Annotated in this window: 19 protein-coding genes and 2 pseudogenes; 3 read left to right on the forward strand and 18 right to left on the reverse strand. The window is 58.3% G+C overall.

Translation table 11 applies throughout. The features are described from left to right. The first annotated feature begins 29 nt into the window (after positions 1-29). The 3 genes from IPK65_01205 to IPK65_01215 all read left to right on the forward strand — a co-directional run bounded on the left by IPK65_01205 (position 30) and on the right by IPK65_01215 (position 2,801). Positions 30-1,043, forward strand: a complete 1,014-nt coding sequence (locus IPK65_01205; protein ID MBK8161800.1) for a restriction endonuclease — start codon at positions 30-32, stop codon at positions 1,041-1,043. 193 nt (positions 1,044-1,236) lie between these two features. Continuing rightward, positions 1,237-1,485, forward strand: coding sequence for a hypothetical protein (locus tag IPK65_01210; GenBank protein MBK8161801.1), 249 nt, complete (start codon positions 1,237-1,239; stop codon positions 1,483-1,485). 89 nt (positions 1,486-1,574) lie between these two features. After that, entirely contained in the window at positions 1,575-2,801 is a 1,227-nt protein-coding gene (locus tag IPK65_01215) for a hypothetical protein (GenBank protein MBK8161802.1), read from the forward strand. A 475-nt stretch (positions 2,802-3,276) separates the two neighbouring features. On the opposite strand, the gene IPK65_01220 is transcribed toward IPK65_01215, so the two are convergent. The 18 genes and pseudogenes from IPK65_01220 to nrfD form a co-directional block, all read right to left on the reverse strand. Beyond that, positions 3,277-3,510 (reverse strand): hypothetical protein, encoded by a 234-nt coding sequence (locus IPK65_01220; protein MBK8161803.1) that lies wholly within the window; start codon positions 3,508-3,510, stop codon positions 3,277-3,279. A gap of 153 nt (positions 3,511-3,663) precedes the next feature. After that, positions 3,664-3,945, reverse strand: coding sequence for a hypothetical protein (locus tag IPK65_01225; protein MBK8161804.1), 282 nt, complete (start codon positions 3,943-3,945; stop codon positions 3,664-3,666). A 1,005-nt stretch (positions 3,946-4,950) separates the two neighbouring features. Further along, positions 4,951-5,910, reverse strand: coding sequence for a replicative DNA helicase (locus IPK65_01230; GenBank protein ID MBK8161805.1), 960 nt, complete (start codon positions 5,908-5,910; stop codon positions 4,951-4,953). 102 nt (positions 5,911-6,012) lie between these two features. After that, positions 6,013-6,282: a hypothetical protein gene (locus IPK65_01235; protein MBK8161806.1), complete on the reverse strand. Its 270-nt coding sequence runs from the start codon at positions 6,280-6,282 to the stop codon at positions 6,013-6,015. A gap of 112 nt (positions 6,283-6,394) precedes the next feature. After that, complete coding sequence (locus tag IPK65_01240) at positions 6,395-7,036, reverse strand: helix-turn-helix domain-containing protein (protein MBK8161807.1); 642 nt, start codon at positions 7,034-7,036, stop codon at positions 6,395-6,397. A 252-nt stretch (positions 7,037-7,288) separates the two neighbouring features. After that, a complete protein-coding gene (locus tag IPK65_01245) occupies positions 7,289-7,540 on the reverse strand; it encodes an AlpA family phage regulatory protein (GenBank protein ID MBK8161808.1) in 252 nt (83 codons plus the stop codon). A 107-nt stretch (positions 7,541-7,647) separates the two neighbouring features. Further along, a complete protein-coding gene (locus IPK65_01250; protein MBK8161809.1) occupies positions 7,648-8,220 on the reverse strand; it encodes a hypothetical protein in 573 nt (190 codons plus the stop codon). Then, a complete protein-coding gene (locus tag IPK65_01255) occupies positions 8,172-8,498 on the reverse strand; it encodes a hypothetical protein (GenBank protein MBK8161810.1) in 327 nt (108 codons plus the stop codon). Before IPK65_01255 ends, IPK65_01250 begins: the two co-directional genes overlap by 49 nt. Positions 8,499-8,592: 94 nt before the next feature. Continuing rightward, positions 8,593-9,870 (reverse strand): tyrosine-type recombinase/integrase, encoded by a 1,278-nt coding sequence (locus IPK65_01260; GenBank protein ID MBK8161811.1) that lies wholly within the window; start codon positions 9,868-9,870, stop codon positions 8,593-8,595. Positions 9,871-10,049: 179 nt separating this feature from the next. Beyond that, complete coding sequence (locus IPK65_01265; protein ID MBK8161812.1) at positions 10,050-10,859, reverse strand: matrixin family metalloprotease; 810 nt, start codon at positions 10,857-10,859, stop codon at positions 10,050-10,052. Next, the gene (locus tag IPK65_01270) at positions 10,856-11,428 is read right to left on the reverse strand and encodes a hypothetical protein (GenBank protein ID MBK8161813.1); all 573 of its coding nucleotides are present in this window, start codon (positions 11,426-11,428) and stop codon (positions 10,856-10,858) included. The genes IPK65_01265 and IPK65_01270 overlap by 4 nt, the downstream gene beginning before the upstream one ends. Positions 11,429-11,636: 208 nt before the next feature. After that, positions 11,637-13,109, reverse strand: a pseudogene (locus tag IPK65_01275) (anthranilate synthase component I). 38 nt (positions 13,110-13,147) lie between these two features. After that, positions 13,148-13,831, reverse strand: a complete 684-nt coding sequence (locus IPK65_01280; GenBank protein MBK8161814.1) for a phosphoglycolate phosphatase — start codon at positions 13,829-13,831, stop codon at positions 13,148-13,150. A 33-nt stretch (positions 13,832-13,864) separates the two neighbouring features. Beyond that, a pseudogene (gene rpe / locus IPK65_01285) lies at positions 13,865-14,538 on the reverse strand (ribulose-phosphate 3-epimerase). Positions 14,539-14,703: 165 nt separating this feature from the next. Further along, positions 14,704-15,744 (reverse strand): polysulfide reductase, NrfD, encoded by a 1,041-nt coding sequence (locus IPK65_01290; protein MBK8161815.1) that lies wholly within the window; start codon positions 15,742-15,744, stop codon positions 14,704-14,706. Positions 15,745-15,773: 29 nt separating this feature from the next. Then, positions 15,774-16,325, reverse strand: coding sequence for a cytochrome c (locus tag IPK65_01295; GenBank protein MBK8161816.1), 552 nt, complete (start codon positions 16,323-16,325; stop codon positions 15,774-15,776). Continuing rightward, positions 16,322-16,849, reverse strand: a complete 528-nt coding sequence (locus IPK65_01300) for a DUF3341 domain-containing protein (GenBank protein ID MBK8161817.1) — start codon at positions 16,847-16,849, stop codon at positions 16,322-16,324. The genes IPK65_01295 and IPK65_01300 overlap by 4 nt, the downstream gene beginning before the upstream one ends. Then, a complete protein-coding gene (gene nrfD, locus IPK65_01305; protein ID MBK8161818.1) occupies positions 16,846-18,267 on the reverse strand; it encodes a polysulfide reductase NrfD in 1,422 nt (473 codons plus the stop codon). Before nrfD ends, IPK65_01300 begins: the two co-directional genes overlap by 4 nt. Positions 18,268-18,280: the final 13 nt, after the last annotated feature.

Genomic DNA, 18,280 nt, shown 5'->3' on the forward strand with positions numbered 1-18,280 from the left:
TTATGTTTCTTAATGGATGGCAAATAAATATGGGAGGCATGATTTTTGATCCGGGAACCTTATCTGATGGTATCTCTGAACAGGTTGGTTATAAATCAGGCATAGCACTTTCCATCGAAGCAATGTGTGATTTTCTTGCTGATACTAAATACGCTGACCTGATAGTAGATTCTGAAGAGTACATGGTAAGAATAAGATCAGAAGAATATGAAGAACTATTTTTTAAGCTGCTGCATCGTATTGGCCACACTGAAGAACAATTTACTGGTGATTACACCGGCGCATATATATGGCACAAATATAAAGACCATCGAGATGTAGTTAGCGGAGTAACTGAACTATTTGTTCAAATGTGGCCTATTTTAATGAAGGAAACGGAAAAATCTGGGGGCAGGTCAATTGATCCGACACCGTTCATACATGAGGCACACTCAAGGTATGGGCGACTAGGTCTTGATATAGCCTATGAAAGAATTATGGCTATTAGTAGGGGCTCTGAGATAAATCCGCATTCCATTATAAGGCGAGTAGACTGGAAAGAAATTAAGCAGCTTGAGGCTTTATTTAAAGGTAGTGACGACTCACCTGAGTATGGAAGGTTTATTGATCAGAGATTTATTGATTACCTCTCGAATAACCCTCATCACCTAGGAACAATGCAGTGGAGAAAGTTTGAGGAATTAACCGATGAGTATTTTCAAAGGCAAGGGTATTCAGTTGAGCTAGGTCCTGGAAGAAACGATGAAGGTGTTGATGTCCGCATTTGGCACCCCGAAAAATCACCAACAGATAGTCCTAGCGCAATAATTCAATGCAAAAGACAAAAAGAAAAAGTTCAAAAAGTAATTGTTAAAGGACTTTTTGCTGATGTTTTGTTTGAGGATGCACAATACGGGCTTATTGTAACATCTTCAGAATTATCACCCGGGTCACGTAATACTATTTTAGCAAGAGGCTATCCTATTGAAGAAGTTAATCATGAAATGCTTACTAAATGGTTATCAGAGCTAAGAACACCGGGAACAGGTATTGTTAGGGTATAGAACATAACAAGCGCCTCCACTCGACGCAAAAAAGCGGCGCGAGTGAGGCTATTCGTTAGGGCTGCCCGATGACAACGACATTCCTCCATTTCACGCCATGCGGCCTGCTATTCGATGTTGTCGGCATAGTCCTGCTTGGATTCGCGTTCTTCCTAAAGACCACAGAGTCGATGATCGAGGAATCGGGAACAACGTGGGACTCAAAGCTTACGTCACCGTCGTCGAGAACAAGAGTGATGGGATCTTTGGCACCACATTATTGTTCGTTGGCTTCGTTTATCAGACGCTCGGCTACACCCGCGTCGAATGTGCCGTAGCGGTCATTGCCAGCTACGCTGGCCTCGTTCTATTTCTGTTCGCGTACTGCACATTCTTGCGTAAAAAGATAGTCAGGAAGTGGGTGGGCAACATAGAGGCCAAGTTTCGTGAAAGGCAGCCCTAACAACCGGCTCCAGGGCGAACGCGGTGGAGGCGCGCCGTTTCTCTCTAGGTTCTGTGGCCTGCGCCGCTGAGCCTGAACGTTAGCCCGCCATGATCACTATCGAGCACCCATCAATCCGGAAGTCTGTGGCCGATCTAGGCTACGGCTTGCTTCCGGTCTTTTTTAGGGAAACAGAGAAGTACGCTTTGATTGTGAAAGCCCCAAAGGAAGCGATTCTTACCGCCCGTATAAATCAAGAAATGAGCCTCTATCTGGTGCCTGATGGCTCTAGGAGATCGCATTCACTGGGGATAATCACCGCCTTCTATGATGATCACGATGAGCCTCTGGTCTTGTTCACTCCGATGTACTCAGGTAATCAGCTCCAAATCGATATTGGCAGGGTGCTAAACCAAGACGCCTTCGAGGTGTTTTTCTTTGATGAAAATCATAGAGAAATGATGGGGGTGCGAGTTCGAGTGAACGATTCCGCGAAAGTCCGCGCAAAACTCGAGCAACAAGATTTCAACGATCTGGTTCTTGATCAAGTGGGTAATGATCTTGAGGCAATGAGGGCTTGGTTCGGAATGCGGTCAACATCAGACGACGATGCAGCATTCGTGCTGCGGTTTGAGGATAGGCTCTATCCAGATGATCTGGTATTTATAGACGCCAACCCCAATGCGTATGACTTTCATGGGGCAGAAGGAAGTCCAGCGTACACGAGTCTAGAAAGGCGGGAACCGGGCGGGTTCCAGGAACGCGATATCGTTGGGCTTCTGAAACGATCTTTTCCAGCAAGTTCCATTTATCTAAACCCGATTCGTTTAGATAGTGGAAAGGAATACGCCGATATCTTGTGTTTAACTGACGAAATCATGTTAGTGGTTCAGGGCAAAGACAGCCCAAACACCGAAGCCTCTCTACGCAGGAGCATAGAAAGGAAGAGATCTGTGATTCGTGCTCACATCGGAAAGGCATCACAACAGCTGCGAGGTGCGCTATCGTTCGCAAAAGGGCTGGGGCCAAATGCGCTCAAGGTCGGCACTTCAGATAGCGAACATTCACTGAACATACACGGTCGCCTAACCTGCGGTTTAGTTGTGGTTCGGGAATTGTTAGATGATGATTATCGCGCTTGTAGCACACCGGTATTAAACATCTCAATTGAATGCGAATTACCGTGTGTGCTTACCGATTATTCTGCGTTACATATGATGACAATGCATTTGACGTCGCCTGCCCGTTTGATGAGCGGGTTCCTTCAGCTGTTTGATGTCGGGGTAGAGAATGGTGAATTTCCGAAGCCGCGGTTCCTTGGCCCACCAGCGGGTTAACAACACGTTGAACCGTATAACTCAACAGATCAAAGATGCCGCGATCGTTGTCCTGCGTATCCTCGGCCTACGCCCTCGCCTTACTGTACGTCGGGATGGAATCCCAATTATCATGCACGGCGATAGCGATCTCGCAGGCGAGGTTGATCCGTCTGACGATCCACCAAGCAGCCAACGTATCTGTATTCTTCGCAGGACAATTAAAATAGATATTCTCTGCTTGACCGTACCGTATCATGTCAACTCGGATTTCTTGGGACTATCCGAGGATTTTTCCGGAGAGTTGACCTCCTTCAGCAGATACTTTCCCAGGAAGGGTGACGCATTGGAATAGGGCAATATTTCTGCCCCCATCCACAGAGGGCGTCTGACAAAGAGATGTACTACGTTGCCCAACTTGTACGTTACAGGCTTCTCGCTCATGCAATCATGATAGCGCAGATACCCTCTGCCGGCTCGATAATGTACGAACCCACTACTCCTTCTCGGAGATAGAACACTTTGTGATGGTGACCTTACTACCCGGTGGCTGTCGCTTCAACCAATCCACGATGCTCTCCCCTTCCCAACGATCATAATACGCCGCCAACATGCGCTTGCGCAGCTCCATGGCCTCCTGGCTTAGAGTGACATCTTCCCCGCGCGCAGTGAGTTTCGTATAGGCCCTGAGCTCTTTGAGCAACGCGTCGTTCGGCTTGGAATTTTCCATTGACTGAATCCTGACAACTTTGAACAACAAATCAGCATCACACCACTTTATGATCCAGCCTATCTAAATCCGATGCCCCACCGAAAAGTCGCTTCTAGGCTGAGGCCAGAACCGCTGGTCATCCGGTACATGACACAGTATCATTTCAACATGCTAAAACGCTTTTTTCTCACCGCACGTACGCTCATTCTCCGCCCAATTGAGAACCTCGGCAGGAAGGGCTTCCTCCGTTTCTACGGTGTAGATCTTAACGCCGTAAAGCCCGCACCCCCTAGCGATTCGATCCGAGATCAATTCATCGAGATCAAAACCAAGAATGGCTGGCGTGTCATCCCAAAAGCCGTCTTTGATTCTCGCTCCGTTGCGGATCGTCTTCCGTATTGAAAAATCTGCGCATTTTCTTGACGGCAATTTTCGGTGGAACTTTTTCGTCATTGTTGACGAAAATATATCTGCCCGCTTGTGCCCTGTGGAATCGACGGCCAGGCTGCGGTATGTGACGGCCTAGCGACGGAACGGAGCTTCCAGTCTGCCGCAGGCTTTCGGATCGAGTTCGACCGCGCTCGACCCAAACGGGCGTCACCCATTTTCCGGAAGAACCAACCCTCGCCGCCGGTCATTCGGCTGTGTTACGAACCCGTCTGAGATTTCCCGCAACCTTGGCCTTACCTTCAGGTGTTTTCGGACCAGTGCTGAGACCGCCGTGGAGCATGCAGCGGCCGTTCTGAAGAGCCTTACACTGGCAGGGCGTCCCCTTCCGGGTTTTCGCCTCACAGCGTTCGCCTTTCACAGGGATCTGCCTGGCTCGGGCGTTCGCTGTCACGATGCTGGCCAGTGCAGCCTGGATGCTTTTCCCCTCGACGTTCACCAAGTACTTGATTCTTTCCTTCCGTTGTTCGCTCCATGCCGGATATGGGACTGGCCTCTTTTTCCTATCCACGGCAAACCCCATGACACGCGCGCGCATACAGTCCAACTACTGATAATCTGATTCGCTCCATACCCACTATTTCTCCTCTCCTTCTAGCTCCACATGTCCTAACCTCATGACGCGCACATGCGCGTGCGCCTGTCGCCGAAGCCATCCACCCACCCCTCAAATACCCAGACATCTCCGGACATTCATTAGGAAAACATTGAGCGTGAACATCCCAAACCCCATGATGCGGGCGCGCGATACTTGTGGCAAAATCCTGAGATACCCACTGATCTTTGCTATACAAATACTCGTGTTTTTCCCCCAATATCCCAGACCCCATAACACGCGCGCGCGCGCATGCGCGTACCTGTCTGGAAACCCCCACATCTCTCTACATGGGCATGGTTTCTGAAGCGTGACATCTCGTGACATTGGCCAAGTGATTACATGAGGGTTTTATCGTTGTACGGTCCAAACCCCATGAGAGGTGCCCGTGCTTCACATCCTCAATGCGCTGGCCTTCAGAGTTCGTCATAAATACCTCGAGCGTTCCCCTGATTCTTACGTGCCATCCAACCGCGCTGAGATCCATGATCGGCGTTGCTGAAACCCGTGCTCTCGGCCTGGAAGGTCAGAAGAATTGTTTTGCACGGTCCCTGCCGTTGTTTCGCGATGCTCAGCTCAGCCAAACCCTTGTCATGGCTGCCCTCGCGGTAAACCTCATCCCGGTAGATAAAAGCAACCAGGTCCGCGTCCTGCTCAATATCCCCGGAGTCACGCAAATCGGAGAGCTTGGGCCGGGAGTCAGTCCGCTGCTCGAGGCTCCGGTTCAGCTGCGCGAGACACAGGACCGGGACAGACAGCTCCTTCGCCAGGGCTTTCAAGTCGCGCGAGATATTCCCGATCTCTCGGGTACGATTCTCCCCGGGTCCACGAATCAGGCCGAGATAGTCGATCACGAGCAGATCGAGGCCCTGCTTCTGCTTGTGCCGGCGTGCTCTGGCCCGGATAGCTGTGGTCGTCAAAGCAGGCGTGTCGTCGATTTTGAGCGACAGACGCACCAACTCGGCCGCCGCGGCACTCGTGCGCTCAGTCTCGTCCTCAGATAGCTGGCCACCCCTGAGCGCCTGCAGATCAACCCGCCCGCGCTGGGCAACCAATCGATCGAACAGATCGACTCCGGGCATCTCCAGCGAGAAGATCAGCACCGAATGCCCTTGGGAGGCCACTTGGCGCGCGATATCGAGGGCGAGCGAGGTCTTGCCCATGCCGGGCCGGGCCGCCAGGTAGACGAGTTCCCCGGGATGCAGGCCGTGGGTGGCGGCATCGAAGTCGACGAAACCAGTCTTCAGTCCTGTCATCCCGATTTCGCGCTCAGCCTGCCGTGCCACCCATTCCCGAGCAATCGTATCCATACCGCGCGGCCCACCACTGCGCGGAGCATCGACCGCCAATATCTCCCGTCCGGCCCACTCTGACACCGCCTGTAGCTCCTCTGGGCCGGCGGCGCGCTCCTGCAACTCACCGGCGATGCGCAGGAGGTTACGGCGCCGGGCGCGATCGGATACTACCCGGGCATAGGGTCAAGTGATGTTCACGGGGCTCGCCGTTTCAGCGACCAGCGCGACAACCAGCTCGCGGTCGACCGTTTTGCAGTCCGCCAGGGTTACCGCGTCCGGAGCCTCCCCATTGGCCGCCCGGCGGGCGATCTCGGCGAACAACGTCCGATGCGCCGCGATGTAGAAGTCGCCTTCCTGGATGATCTCCGCGACGTCCGGCCAGCGATCCGGAGCGAGCAGGAGCCCACCCAGTACAGCCTGCTCGGCTTCACGGGAATGCGGGAGAGCGGTCATCGGCCGTTTCCTCCCTGGCGGTTGGCATAGCGCCCCTCAATTACCCTCGCGAAGTGATCAGGCTCGATCAGCCATTCAAAATCTGCCGCCCATGGTCCACCTGTCCTGCCCATCAGCCAGTCACTGGCGTGCACCGCATGGAAGAATTTCCGCCACCAGTCGAGATTCTGGTACTGCAATCTGAACACCACCGCGCCCGCAGATGTTTACGCCGCTTATCGGTCAGTACTTTGACCTTCGGGAGTTCCGGCAGAATCTCATGGTAGAGTGCGACGATCTGCTCAGCGGGACATGTGTGTATTTCGGGGATGGAACTCGTCGCCACGCCTTCAGGCTGGCGACGAATATGTTTTATCTTTTGGTTCTTGATGGATGGGGTGACATGGGTGTCACCCTTTTTGACCTTGGATGTCACCCTTTTGGTCGATAGGGCGACATGGGCGTCACCCTTTATGGGAGAAAGGGTGACGTTAGTGTCATCCTTTTCCGGTACGTTGAGCCGATCAATCCGAAGCCGATATTCGCGTGCCCGGCCCCGGCCACCATTCGCATGTGCGACAACCTCGATCCAGTTATCCGCAATCAAGCCGTGCATGATCCGCTGCACCTGGCGCTTGGTCGAACGCACATACTTGGCTATGGTAGCAACGGAGGGAAAAACGTTCTCGCCAGCGTCATCGGCGTAGTCTGCAAGCTTCAGCATCGTGAGGAGTTGGGTACCACTCCCGGGAAAGTGGTCCCAGACCGCGGTCATGAGGCGGACACTCATTTGCCCTCCCTCAAAAACCGGGAGAATGCGTTCAGCGCCTGACCGAGCTCGTTCCAATATGCACACTGGAAGCACAGCCGTCGCCATTTATCGCCAGGCCTCCGGGGCACCCGACAGATTTCACAGCAGGTTGCGTGCTTGCCGGGAAGGCGATAACATTGCTGCGCGATGCGTTACCCAAGCCCGCTTTCCCGGTCGGCAGCCGGGGCGGGCTTTTCTTTTCGTCCATGCGCCCCCCTACGCTGCCGTCTTCCTGGCAGCGATGAGCCGGCGCACGAGCGCGTGGACCTCCTCCTCGGACTTACCAGCAATGCGAGCTTCGAGCACCGCGTCCACCTCATGTTCGGGCCAACCGGAACACCGCGGACCCAGCGAGATGGGCGGCGGAAAAACACCTTTTTGGATATCTTTCCGAACAGTTGAACGAGCCCGCCCCACCTTGTTACAGGTAGCAGGCTCCCGCAATATGCGGAGATTACGTGATTGCATTTTGAAAACCCCTTTATGTCTGATAATGCCTCCCTAAGGCTATCAGGGGTTTTCTGTGGAAAACGGGTACGGTATTGACGAAACCCAGAAGAAATGTAACCGCTCAGCTATTTCAAAGAAATCTTCCTCGTTTTTACTGCTCGTCGTTTATTTCGATTCACAGCACCCCTAACTGTCTCCCCAGTAACGGAGCGATCAATCACAATTCGCGTAATAGCAGCAACTACTTCATGAAGAGGTTTTCTGATAGCGCCTTCCAAGTGCTTAGAGATTGAGAGAATGAAATAATCTCTAGCAGCAGTTTCCTCTCCAGGCTTAGAAAGCAACGGCCAACCAACTAGATATGGCTCAAAGAATTTTTCACCATAAAACTCCTGGGAGTTATTCACTTGCATTGCATATACAGCCAACAGATCCAAAATTTCACTCATTCTAGGTGCTGGAAGGATCGACCCAGCAAATTCCTTGATATCGATTCTGCCCATTTTATTGTCGAAATCAGATTGATCTATAAAAGATTGGTCCAACAACTTAATAATTGCTTTGCAATAAGTATCGTTGAAATAGCGGTATACACTGACGTCATACGGGGTATCCTGGAGCAGCTCTTTCAGGCGCAACGCAGACTCCCCTATTTTTTCGCGTGCAGCAGTTGTTCCTTCCTTGTGCGTCTCTCCCAAGAAGGAACCTCATACCCAACAAGATGCACGAAATAAAAGAATTGAAGCGGGTCACCATAGCCATGCTTCTTCAGCGTTTCCCAAATAAATTTTGCATCACTGAGATGGGTTTTTACCTGACCAGCCAAAGCTTCCAGCAACGATAGATAAGCATTCTTTTCCAGGCTGCTCTTCGCGAGTTTCTTGGCCTCTACTTCATGTAGGCCAGATAATTCCTCAGGAACCCACTTTGAATACTTCGGCTTTCTTCCCACATGATATTTAGGCCAACTACTCATTTCGCTACCCTTCGCGCGCCTATACAAGAAGAAATTGCCACTGCCGTGCAAGGATTTCCCGATTTTCGTCCCGTCGGGTAGGTACGACGACTCATCATACCGATTTGCTGTGCAGCGGGATCACCTCCGCGCCCGCCTTAAGCTGGTCGAGGTAATCGGCCCACTGCTGCATCATTTCCCGCCTCTCCGCGAGGTATTCTGCGCGGTTATAGCTTGCTCGAGTCTTGTTCCGTTCCTTGTGCGCAAGCTGGCGCTCGATGACATCGAGCCGGTAGCCCATCTCATTCAACATCGTTGAGGCGGTTGCGCGGAATCCGTGTGCAGAGAATCCAATGCTGTCCTTGCCATTGAAGCCCATACGCTCCAGGGCGCGGTTAAGCGTCGTGGCCGACATGCACTCCTTCGGGCGCCGGTAGTTCGGGAACAGGAACTCGCGATACCCGGTAAGCTTGAGAAGCTCTTTAATCAGGTCAATGGCGTGCCTAGACCGGGGCACAATATGCTCCTCGCGCATCTTCATCCTTTCGGCCGGGATGCGCCATTCCGCATGTTCAATATCGATTTCAGCCCACCGCGCTGCACGCAGCTCAACCGGTCTGACGAAGGTCAGAATCCCCAAACGCAGCGCAATCACCGTGGTGCTGTAGCCCCCGGACGAATCGAGCTGGGTAAGGAATTTACTGATCTCGGCCCGGGAGAGCGGTTTGCGGTGCTCGACCTTTGGGCGATGAATTGAACCTCTCAAAGCGGCTGCCGGGTCATTGTCTGCACGGAGCGTAGCGACGGCATATCTGAATATGGCCGATACCCACTGACGAATCATCAGGGCGACGGTCTCCGCGCCGCGGCCTTCCACCCGACTGATGATCTCTAGCAGATGCGCTGCAGTGACTTGCCTGATCGGCAGGTTTCCAATAAAGGGAAACACATCAGCCTCGGTCACATTGATAACCTGGCGCAGGTAAGATGGTGACCACCTCGCGGATTTCTTCTCAATCCACTCGCGCGCTACCGCCTCGATAGTATTGGCGGCCGCAGCGGCTTGCGCAGCCCTGTGGGCCTTCCGAGTATGGGAAGGGTGGACGCCCTGCTTGACCAAGCCACGGCAGCGGTCACGCTCCTGGCGGGCCTCTGAGAGGGTGAGACGACCCGAACTCCGCCGCAAGGCCGCATCAGCCTCAGACTCACCAGGCGGCGCCTGGCAGTAGGCACCAACAGCGAATAGGTTTTCCTTACCCCCGATACGGTATCGGTATCTCCACAGCCTGGAGCCATTCGGCCGGATCTCGAGCACAAGCCCACCCCCATCGGGTAACTTAATGGGCTTCTCTCCAGGCTTTGTGTTTCGGATTTTCGCGTCGGTCAGGGACATTTTGCGGGTACCGGGTCTTTGATACCCGCAACGATACCCGCATTAATCGGGGATGACAATGGACAATGATAGACAGTTTTGGACTATAAGACCTTGTTTAACAAAGGAAGACTTGCCTTAATAGACGACTATGGACCTCTATGGATAGCGATGTTTATTTTCGATCATCAGCAACATGATTAGGTCTTCCCGCCCCGTCGAACCCGCATCATACCGCGCCGCCCGCGGCGGTTAAACGCCCGCCGCGCGCCCCATCCCAGCAGCGCCAGCGCGGCCAGGGCGCCGTCGGCACCGCCGCTGTCGTCCCGGGACAAGGCGCCTGTGCTTGTGTCGGTGCCTTCATACAGATACTCCAGTCCGCGGATGTCATCGTCCTGCAGAGTGTCGATGTCGCTGATGCGTGAATTCATGATCGCCGTCACTGCCTGGTCCGCATCATCAGGATGCTCCAGGCCGAGCGCGTGCCCGAGTTCATGGACGAAGACGCGGTGAAAATCATACTGACCGCTGACCAGGGGCCCGTCGCGGTGCGCCAGCCAGGGCTGGCGCCCGGAGTTCACGATGATATCGGCGTCGCTGATCTCCCAGCGGCCGTTCCTCCGGGTGTGGGTAATGAGCGTGACGGCCAGGGTGTCGCCGAAGTTGCTGCCGTCGCAGCTCGTCGCCCTCCAGCCGGCGGCATTGACGCCGTCGCTGGTGTCGCAGGGCTGCGCCGCCGCCGTCCCGGCGCGGTACTGCAGAGGTGTGCCGACCGAGTTCCATTCCGACTGCATGGCCTCGATGGCGCTGTCCCGGTATGTGTCCTCGAAATTCAGCGTCATCGCCACCTCGACCTCGTCGGCTGGCCAGACGATCGGGCTTCCCTCGGTCTGCAGTGGCTGCGGGTTACCGACACCGGCATCGGGCTGCCCGAAGAAGGCGTATGCCTGCGCCGCCGCCGGCGTGACGGACAACAGCAGCGCGCAGCCGAGCAAGACGGCTTTCCTCATGGCGCGGGGGACAGCTCCGTGGCGGGCATCTGTTCCCGGATGCGTGCGGTGAATTCCTCCAGGGTCGGCTGTGACGGCAGGACGAGGGCGCGCACGACCAGGCTGTCGCGCCGGTCCGCGCGCAGGACACGCTGCTGGCCGTCCGGATCAGTCAGCACCCGGTACAGACCCTGATAGGCTCCGACCAGGGGTATCAGCTCGCTCCGGTTGCCACGCACGAACAGCACGTAGCGCCCGCCCTTGACGAGCTGCGGCATCCCGGGATAGGTCTGTGCCGTGTCACCCACGATTCCGCCCGGCAGGATCAGTTCAAAGGGCACCGACGGCACCTCTCCCTTGATCAGCTCGAGATCGACCAGGTTCACCGTGGTGGATATGGTCCTTGCGTCCGCTGACCAGGCGCTGCGCGCGCCGTCGACGGTCCCCACCACGATCAGCTCGGCCTGCTGGACCAGCTCCGGAAACGCGCGCTGGACCACGGTCAGGGCCTGCGCACCCGCCGCCGACAACAGGGTGATCAGGGCCAGCATTCCCCCGGCCACACGCCTGAAGGTCTGGATTTGATTCATATTCTGGACTGCCTTCAACAAGATGCGGGCCACGGCCGCTGTCGGCACTGCTCCGCCGGGTTTCCGCCTGATCTTATCCTATATGGACCGGGGGACGGCGCAATAATTCCCGCCGCGGCGCGGCCCGGGGGCTGGTCCGCCTCACCTGACACTGAGACGGGAGATTACCACGCCGGGTGCCCCGGACCCGCGGAACGCGGCGGCCGTTTCACTTCAGCCCGGTCCCGACCAGCGATACCGCACGGAACATGGCGCGCCCCTTGTTCATGGTCTCCTCCCATTCGAGGGCGGGGACGGAATCGGCGACGATGCCGGCGCCGGCCTGGATGTGCAGGCGACCGTCCTTGATCACCGCGGTGCGGATCGCGATCGCGGTGTCCATGTTGCCGTTCCAGCCGATGTAGCCAACGGCGCCCGCATAGATGCCGCGCTTGAGCGGCTCGAGTTCGTCGATGATCTCCATCGCGCGCACCTTCGGCGCGCCCGACACCGTGCCGGCCGGAAACGTCGCGCGCAGCACGTCGATCGCCGACAGGCCGGGCGCAACGCGCCCACGACATTGGAGACGATGTGCATCACATGGGAGTAGCGCTCGATCACCATGCGCTCGGTCACGCGCACGCTGCCGGTCTGTGCCACGCGGCCGACGTCGTTGCGGCCGAGGTCGATCAGCATCAGATGCTCGGCGCGCTCCTTCGGATCGGCCAGCAGTTCCCGTTCCAGCGCCAGGTCCTTGTCCCCGTTTGCGCCGCGCGGCCGTGTGCCGGCGATCGGGCGCACGGTCACCTCGCCGTCCTCCAGGCGCACCAGGATCTCCGGCGAGGAGCCGACGATGTGGAAATCCTTCAGGTTGAGGTAATACATGTAGGGCGAGGGGTTGAGGATGCGCAGTCCGCGGTACAGGTCGAGCGGGGCGGCGCGGAACGGCACCGTCAGGCGCTGCGACAGCACCACCTGCATCAGGTCGCCGTCGACGATGTAGCGCTTGCGCGCTCCACCCCGCCTCGAACCCGGCGCGGGTGAACTCCGACACGAAGTCCTCTTCACCGACCGCGAAGGTGGCGGATGGCGTCAGGTCGCGCGTCACCGCCTGGCGCAGCCGCGCCTCCAGCCGGTCCAGCTCGCGCTCGGCCTCGGTCAGCGACGTCACGGCGCCCGGGTCCGCGTACAGCACGATGTAGAGCTTGCCCGCCAGATTGTCGAACACCACGACGCGTTCGCTCAGCATGAGCAGGATGTCCGGCGTGCCCAGCGTGTCGCGTCCCGGACACTCGGCCAGCCGGGGTTCGATGTAACGCACCGTATCGTAGGAAAAGTAACCGACCAGGCCGCCGCTGAAGCGCGGCAGGCCGGCGATCTCCGGCACCCGGTACGCGGCGCGGAACGACTCGATCCAGGCCAGCGGGTCGACCGCCTCCTCGCGGTGTGTCTCGCGGCCGTCGGTCTCGATCGTGACGGTGTGCCCGCCGACGCGCACCACGGTGCGGCAGGGCAGACCGATGATGGAATAGCGGCCCCACTTTTCGCCGCCCTGGACGGACTCAAAGAGATAGGTATAGGGCTGGTCGGCGAGCTTGAGGTAGGTGCTGAGGGGTGTGTCGAGGTCGGCCAGGACCTCGCGCATCACCGGTATGCGGGTGTAGCCCTGGGCACGCAGGGCCGCGAATGTTTCAGGCGTCATAATCATGGCCGGGGCATGGCGTGACGCGCCGGCGCCGCTTACAGGGATTCCAGCAACTCGCGCAGTTCAAGCAGCGAGCCTATGACGGCATCCGGCGCGGCATCGCGGATATCCATGCCGTGATTGTATCCGTAATTGACGCAGACCACCTTGAATCCGGCGGCGCGCGCCGCCTCCACGTCATTGATCGAATCGCCCACCATGAGCGATTCCCCGGGCGCAACCCCCAGGACCTTCGCCGCGTGCAGCAGCGGGGCCGGATGCGGCTTCTTCTCCGCCAGGGTATCTCCGCTGATCACGGCCTGGAAGCGCTCGCGCAGGCCGAGCTGCAGCAGCAGCGGTTCGGTAAAGCGCGCGGGCTTGTTGGTGACGCAGCCGAGACGGTAGCCGGCGCGATCGAGATACTCGACGCCTTCCATCACCCCCGGGAACGGACGGCTGTAGGTGCAGACGTCGCGCGCGTAGGCCTCGAGGAAGATCGGATAGGCGCGGCGGTAGAGCCCTTCGTCCGGCTCGCCGTCGTAGGCATTGACCAGGGCGCGCCGCACCAGCCGCTCGGCGCCGTTGCCGATCCACTCGCGCACGCGCGACTCACCGCGCTCCGGCAGGCCGATCTCGCGCATCATGACGTCGACCGCATGGGCGAGGTCCGGCACGCTGTCCACCAGGGTGCCGTCGAGATCGATCAAGACCATCCGCGGCCGCGCCGCCAGTCCATGCATGGGATATCGTCTCGCGTGGATGGCGCGGCCGGGTCAGCGCCGCGCCTTGGCGAGCTCGGCGCGCATCGCGTCGATGGTCGCCTTGTAGTCCGGCGTGCTGAAGATGGCCGAACCGGCGACGAATGTGTCCGCCCCCGCTTCGGCGATGGCGCGGATGTTGTCCACCTTCACCCCGCCGTCGATCTCGAGCCGGATGTCGCGCCCGCTCGCATCGATGATCTTGCGCGCCTCACGCAGCTTGTCGAGCGCCGCCGGGATGAAGCTCTGGCCGCCGAAGCCCGGGTTGACCGACATCAGCAGGACCATGTCGATCTTGTCGATCACGTATTTCAGGTAGTCGAGCGGCGTCGCCGGGTTGAACACCAGGCCGGCCTTGCACTTGCAGTCGCGAATGAGCTGCAGGGTGCGGTCGACATGCTCGCTCGCCTCGGGGTGGAAGGTGATATAGCTGGCCCCGGCCTTGGCGAAATCCGGGACGATGCGATCGACCGGTTTCACCATCAGGTGCACGTCGATCTCGGCGGTGACCCGTGCTTGCGCAGGGCCTCGCAGATGAGCGGCCCGATGGTCAGGTTGGGGACGTAATGATTGTCCATGACATCGAAGTGCACGATGTCGGCGCCCGCCTTCAGCACGGTGGTGACCTCCTCGCCCAGGCGGGCGAAATCAGCCGACAGGATCGAAGGGGCGATGACGTAGTTCTTCATGGAATGCCTCTGTTAGCAAACTGGCTGCGGAGCAGGGTTAACACTTTACCCGAATGCGGGAAACTTATCACGCCGCGGGTGAAACGGAAACGCGAGGGTGGACGGTCGCCCGGAAATGCAGCGGGGCGGGGGCCCGCACCGGGCCGCGTGCCCCGCTCAATGGTCTCAGGCGCGGACGAGGCCGTACTTCTGCAGCGTGCGCTGCACCGCCCACCAGCAGACGCCGATGATCGCCAGCGTCACCACGATGTCGAACATCGAGGTCATCGGCAGGTGATAGTACTGGCTGTCCACCGAGCCGGCGATCCAGGTGTAGCGCTCGAGCCAGGTGCCGACCACGATGAAGCAGGCGACCAGCGTGATGATGACCGGATTGTGGCGGTTGGGCGTGATGGCCAGCGTGCAGAACGGAATGATGAACTTGAAGGTCAGGAACGTCCACCACAGCGGGCCGAAGCCCTCCAGCATCATACTCTGGTAGCGGTGCGTCTCCTCCGGCAGGCGGCCGTACCACATGATCAGGTACTGGGTGAAATAGAGATAGGTCCACAGGATGGTCATCGCCAGCATGAACTGCGCCATGTAGTTGAAGATGTAATGCTGGAACGGCGCCGTCAGCTTGCCCGAACGGTTGATGAAAAACAGGAATATGGTGAAGAAGCCGAGGAACATGTGGAAATTGCTCTGGAAATGATAGGCGCCGTAGCTCGCGCTGTGCCAGCCGGGCATCTGCGTCATTTCGAAGTCCCAGGCCACCATGGATCCGTAAATGAAATAGGCGAACGGGATCAGCAGCGCGATATTGCGGAAACGGCGCTGTGCCGCGTATGAGCTGTCGATCTCGCTCTGGTGCTGGTACTTGATGAACAGGCCGTAGAGGATCACCACCGCGATGAAGCCGCCGATCTCGCGCAGCACCAGGAAGGTGTAATTGTGCCAGCCGTTCAGGTGGTGCCCCTCGTCGTGGGCGTGGGCCATCCACTGGAAGGTGGCCTCGCCGTTCGCGAGGAGGATCAGCAGCAGCACGCCCGCGATGGGGAACAGCACGGCGAAGGCGCAGGCCAGCTTGCGGACCTGGAAGCGCCATTTCCCGTTGACCAGGTGCAGCACCGAGGACAGGGTCACACCGCCGAGCGCGATGTAAAGCGTCATCAGGAAGTTCGTCGTCAGTATCGACCAGCTGCCAAAATCTTCTGCGTTCGCCATCCCCGCCTCTCGTATTCTGTCGTTGAGACCTATTGCGCCGCCGCCGTCCGGGTCGGCTCGGCCGCGGCGTCCTGCACCAGCTGGTGGCGCACGTAACTGACGACCTGCCAGCGTTCTTCCACGGACAGGTCGTTGGAGCCGCGCCCGTCCTCACGGGCCTGCGGCTTGCCGTACGCCGGCATGATGTAGCTGCCGAAGGTGATGGTGCCCCAGATCCATCCCTCGGTCAGGGTCTTTTGCACGTAATCGTCCACCAGGGGTATCGCGCCGATCTTGCTCGCGACCGGAGAGTCCGCCTTGCCGGTCAGGCCGTGGCAGGCGGCGCAGTAGATCCGGAACAGCGTGCGGCCCTGCGCCAGATTGGCGGCGGTCGGCTGGATCGGGCTGGTGAGCGGCTTGGCCTCATCGCGGTTAGCCACCTCGGTGGCGATGCCGCCGACCGGCACCGACCGCTGCGGGAAGGCGCGCATCTCGCCCTCCTGCGGCTTGATGCTGGGCTGGTTCACCATGTCGGTCGACCACGGCCAGGCCCATGCCGCGACCGGAAACAACGCTGCCGCAACCGCCATCCTGTATTTCATTGGATAACCTCTTCCCGAATCTCGAGCGCCTGATGCTGGCGGAACAGCTTCTTGATCGGCTCGACGTATTTCTCTTCCAGCTCCATCTCGATGCCGACCTGGTCCAGGCTGACCTTCTCGCTGTACAGGCTCTTGCGCTTGCGCAGCAGACGCGCGCCGATCAGCAGGCCGGACAGGGTGAACAGCACGCTGAACAGGATCAGCATCTCGTAGGTGAGGACGATGTTGGATGGCAGCGGTATCACCGGCTTGCCGCCCTGCGGCTGCACGGTGAAGTTCGCCTGCGCCGACGCCAGGAACAGGAACCCGAAGGTTGATCCGCACAGGGCGCCGATGAGGGTGAACTTCGGCACGTGCGCCGGCCGTTCACCCAGCACCTCCTCGATCTCGGGATGCTCGATCGGCGAGATCACCGTCACGTCGTCGACGGACACCCCCGGCACCTTGTAATGGCGGATGTCCGATATGGCGGCGAAGGCCTCGTCGAAATTGGAAAACAACGCCAGGATGCGCGATTTCTTCATGGCTTTGCCCCCTCCAGGCCGGGCTCACCGGACGGTTTCGCGTCACCCGCCCGGCGGTGCATTACACTCGCGATGTCCTTGTGCGCGAGGTGACGGCGATGGAATACCATCTCCTTGACCTCGTACATCGAAACCGACGGAATCACCTTGACGAAGACCAGGAACAGCAGGCCGAACCACCCGAAGCTGCCGGCCACAATGAACCACTGCACCCAGCTCGGCCAGCTGACGTCGAAGGAGAACGGCGCATAGGACATCGACAGCGTCGGGCCGACGATCATCCAGCGCTCCAGCCACATGCCGATATTGAGGATGATCGACACCACGAACATGGTCGGGATGTGGCGCCGCCATTTTTCAACGGCCAGCGCGAACGGCACCACCGAGCCGCAGAACAGCATGGCCCAGAAGTAGGGCGAATAGGGACCGGTGAATTTCGCGATCAGCAGCTCCTTGGCCACGGCGTCGTGGCCGTACCACACCGAGCTGAACTCGATCAGGTTGAGGTAGGTCCACACCATCGCGATCGCAAACGTCAGCTTGCAGGTCTTCTCGAGGATGGGGATCGTCATGTAATCCTCGAAGCGGAAGTAGTAGCGCAGCAGCACGAACAGCGTGATGATGCCCGCGCAGCCCGAATACAGCGCCCCGGCGACGAAGTACGGCGGGAAGGTCGTGACGTGCCAGCCCGGCATGATCGACATGGCGAAGTCGGACGACACGATGGAGTGCACCGACACTGCCAGCGGAATCAGGAAGCAGGCCATGATCAGGTAGGCCTTGCGGAAATGGCGCCACTGGCGGTCGTCGCCGCGCCAGCCGAGCGAGAGCATGGTATAGAGCTTCTTGCGCCAGCCCTTGGCATTATCGCGGCAGATCGCCAGGTCGGGGATCGAGCCGATGTAGAGGAACAGGGCGGACGAGGTCAGGTAGGTGCCGATCGCGAAGGCGTCCCATACCAGCGGCGAGCGGAAGTTCGGCCAGATGCCGCGGTCGCTGTAATACGGCAGCACCCAGTACATGTTCCACAGGCGCCCGAGGTGGATGATCGGGAACAGGCCCGCCGTCATCAGCGTGAAGGTGGTCATGGCCTCGGCGAAGCGGTAGATCGGCTTGCGCCAGTCGGCGTGCGTGATGTGCAGGATCGCGGACAGCAGAGTGCCGGAGTGGCTCATGCCGATCCAGAAGATGAAGGTTGCGATGTACAGGCCCCACATCTGCGGCCAGTTCAGGTTGGCGACGCCGATACCGGTCCGGTACTGGTAAACCTCCGCGATCACCGCCAGCGAAAGCAGGGCGAGACACACCGCTACCGAGACCCAGTACCCCATGCGCGGATTTTCCATCGAGCGCAGGACGTCCTCGTTGATCTTCGCCCAGCGGATGTCTTCGTTGATGTCTTTGGTTTGATCGCTCATTTCCGGGTCCGTC

The organism is Gammaproteobacteria bacterium (assembly GCA_016712635.1).
Lineage (GTDB): Bacteria > Pseudomonadota > Gammaproteobacteria > SZUA-140 > SZUA-140 > JADJWH01.

Coding starts and splice junctions, on each gene's coding strand:
- IPK65_01205 (MBK8161800.1), top strand. CDS start 30: ATGGGAGGCATGATTTTTGATCCGGGAACCTTATCTGATGGTATCTCT.
- IPK65_01215 (MBK8161802.1), top strand. CDS start 1,575: ATGATCACTATCGAGCACCCATCAATCCGGAAGTCTGTGGCCGATCTA.
- IPK65_01220 (MBK8161803.1), bottom strand. CDS start 3,510: ATGGAAAATTCCAAGCCGAACGACGCGTTGCTCAAAGAGCTCAGGGCC.
- IPK65_01225 (MBK8161804.1), bottom strand. CDS start 3,945: ATGACGAAAAAGTTCCACCGAAAATTGCCGTCAAGAAAATGCGCAGAT.
- IPK65_01235 (MBK8161806.1), bottom strand. CDS start 6,282: ATGACCGCTCTCCCGCATTCCCGTGAAGCCGAGCAGGCTGTACTGGGT.
- IPK65_01240 (MBK8161807.1), bottom strand. CDS start 7,036: ATGACCGCGGTCTGGGACCACTTTCCCGGGAGTGGTACCCAACTCCTC.
- IPK65_01245 (MBK8161808.1), bottom strand. CDS start 7,540: ATGCAATCACGTAATCTCCGCATATTGCGGGAGCCTGCTACCTGTAAC.
- IPK65_01255 (MBK8161810.1), bottom strand. CDS start 8,498: ATGAGTAGTTGGCCTAAATATCATGTGGGAAGAAAGCCGAAGTATTCA.
- IPK65_01260 (MBK8161811.1), bottom strand. CDS start 9,870: ATGTCCCTGACCGACGCGAAAATCCGAAACACAAAGCCTGGAGAGAAG.
- IPK65_01265 (MBK8161812.1), bottom strand. CDS start 10,859: ATGAGGAAAGCCGTCTTGCTCGGCTGCGCGCTGCTGTTGTCCGTCACG.
- IPK65_01270 (MBK8161813.1), bottom strand. CDS start 11,428: ATGAATCAAATCCAGACCTTCAGGCGTGTGGCCGGGGGAATGCTGGCC.
- IPK65_01280 (MBK8161814.1), bottom strand. CDS start 13,831: ATGCATGGACTGGCGGCGCGGCCGCGGATGGTCTTGATCGATCTCGAC.
- IPK65_01290 (MBK8161815.1), bottom strand. CDS start 15,744: ATGGCGAACGCAGAAGATTTTGGCAGCTGGTCGATACTGACGACGAAC.
- IPK65_01295 (MBK8161816.1), bottom strand. CDS start 16,325: ATGAAATACAGGATGGCGGTTGCGGCAGCGTTGTTTCCGGTCGCGGCA.
- IPK65_01300 (MBK8161817.1), bottom strand. CDS start 16,849: ATGAAGAAATCGCGCATCCTGGCGTTGTTTTCCAATTTCGACGAGGCC.
- nrfD (MBK8161818.1), bottom strand. CDS start 18,267: ATGAGCGATCAAACCAAAGACATCAACGAAGACATCCGCTGGGCGAAG.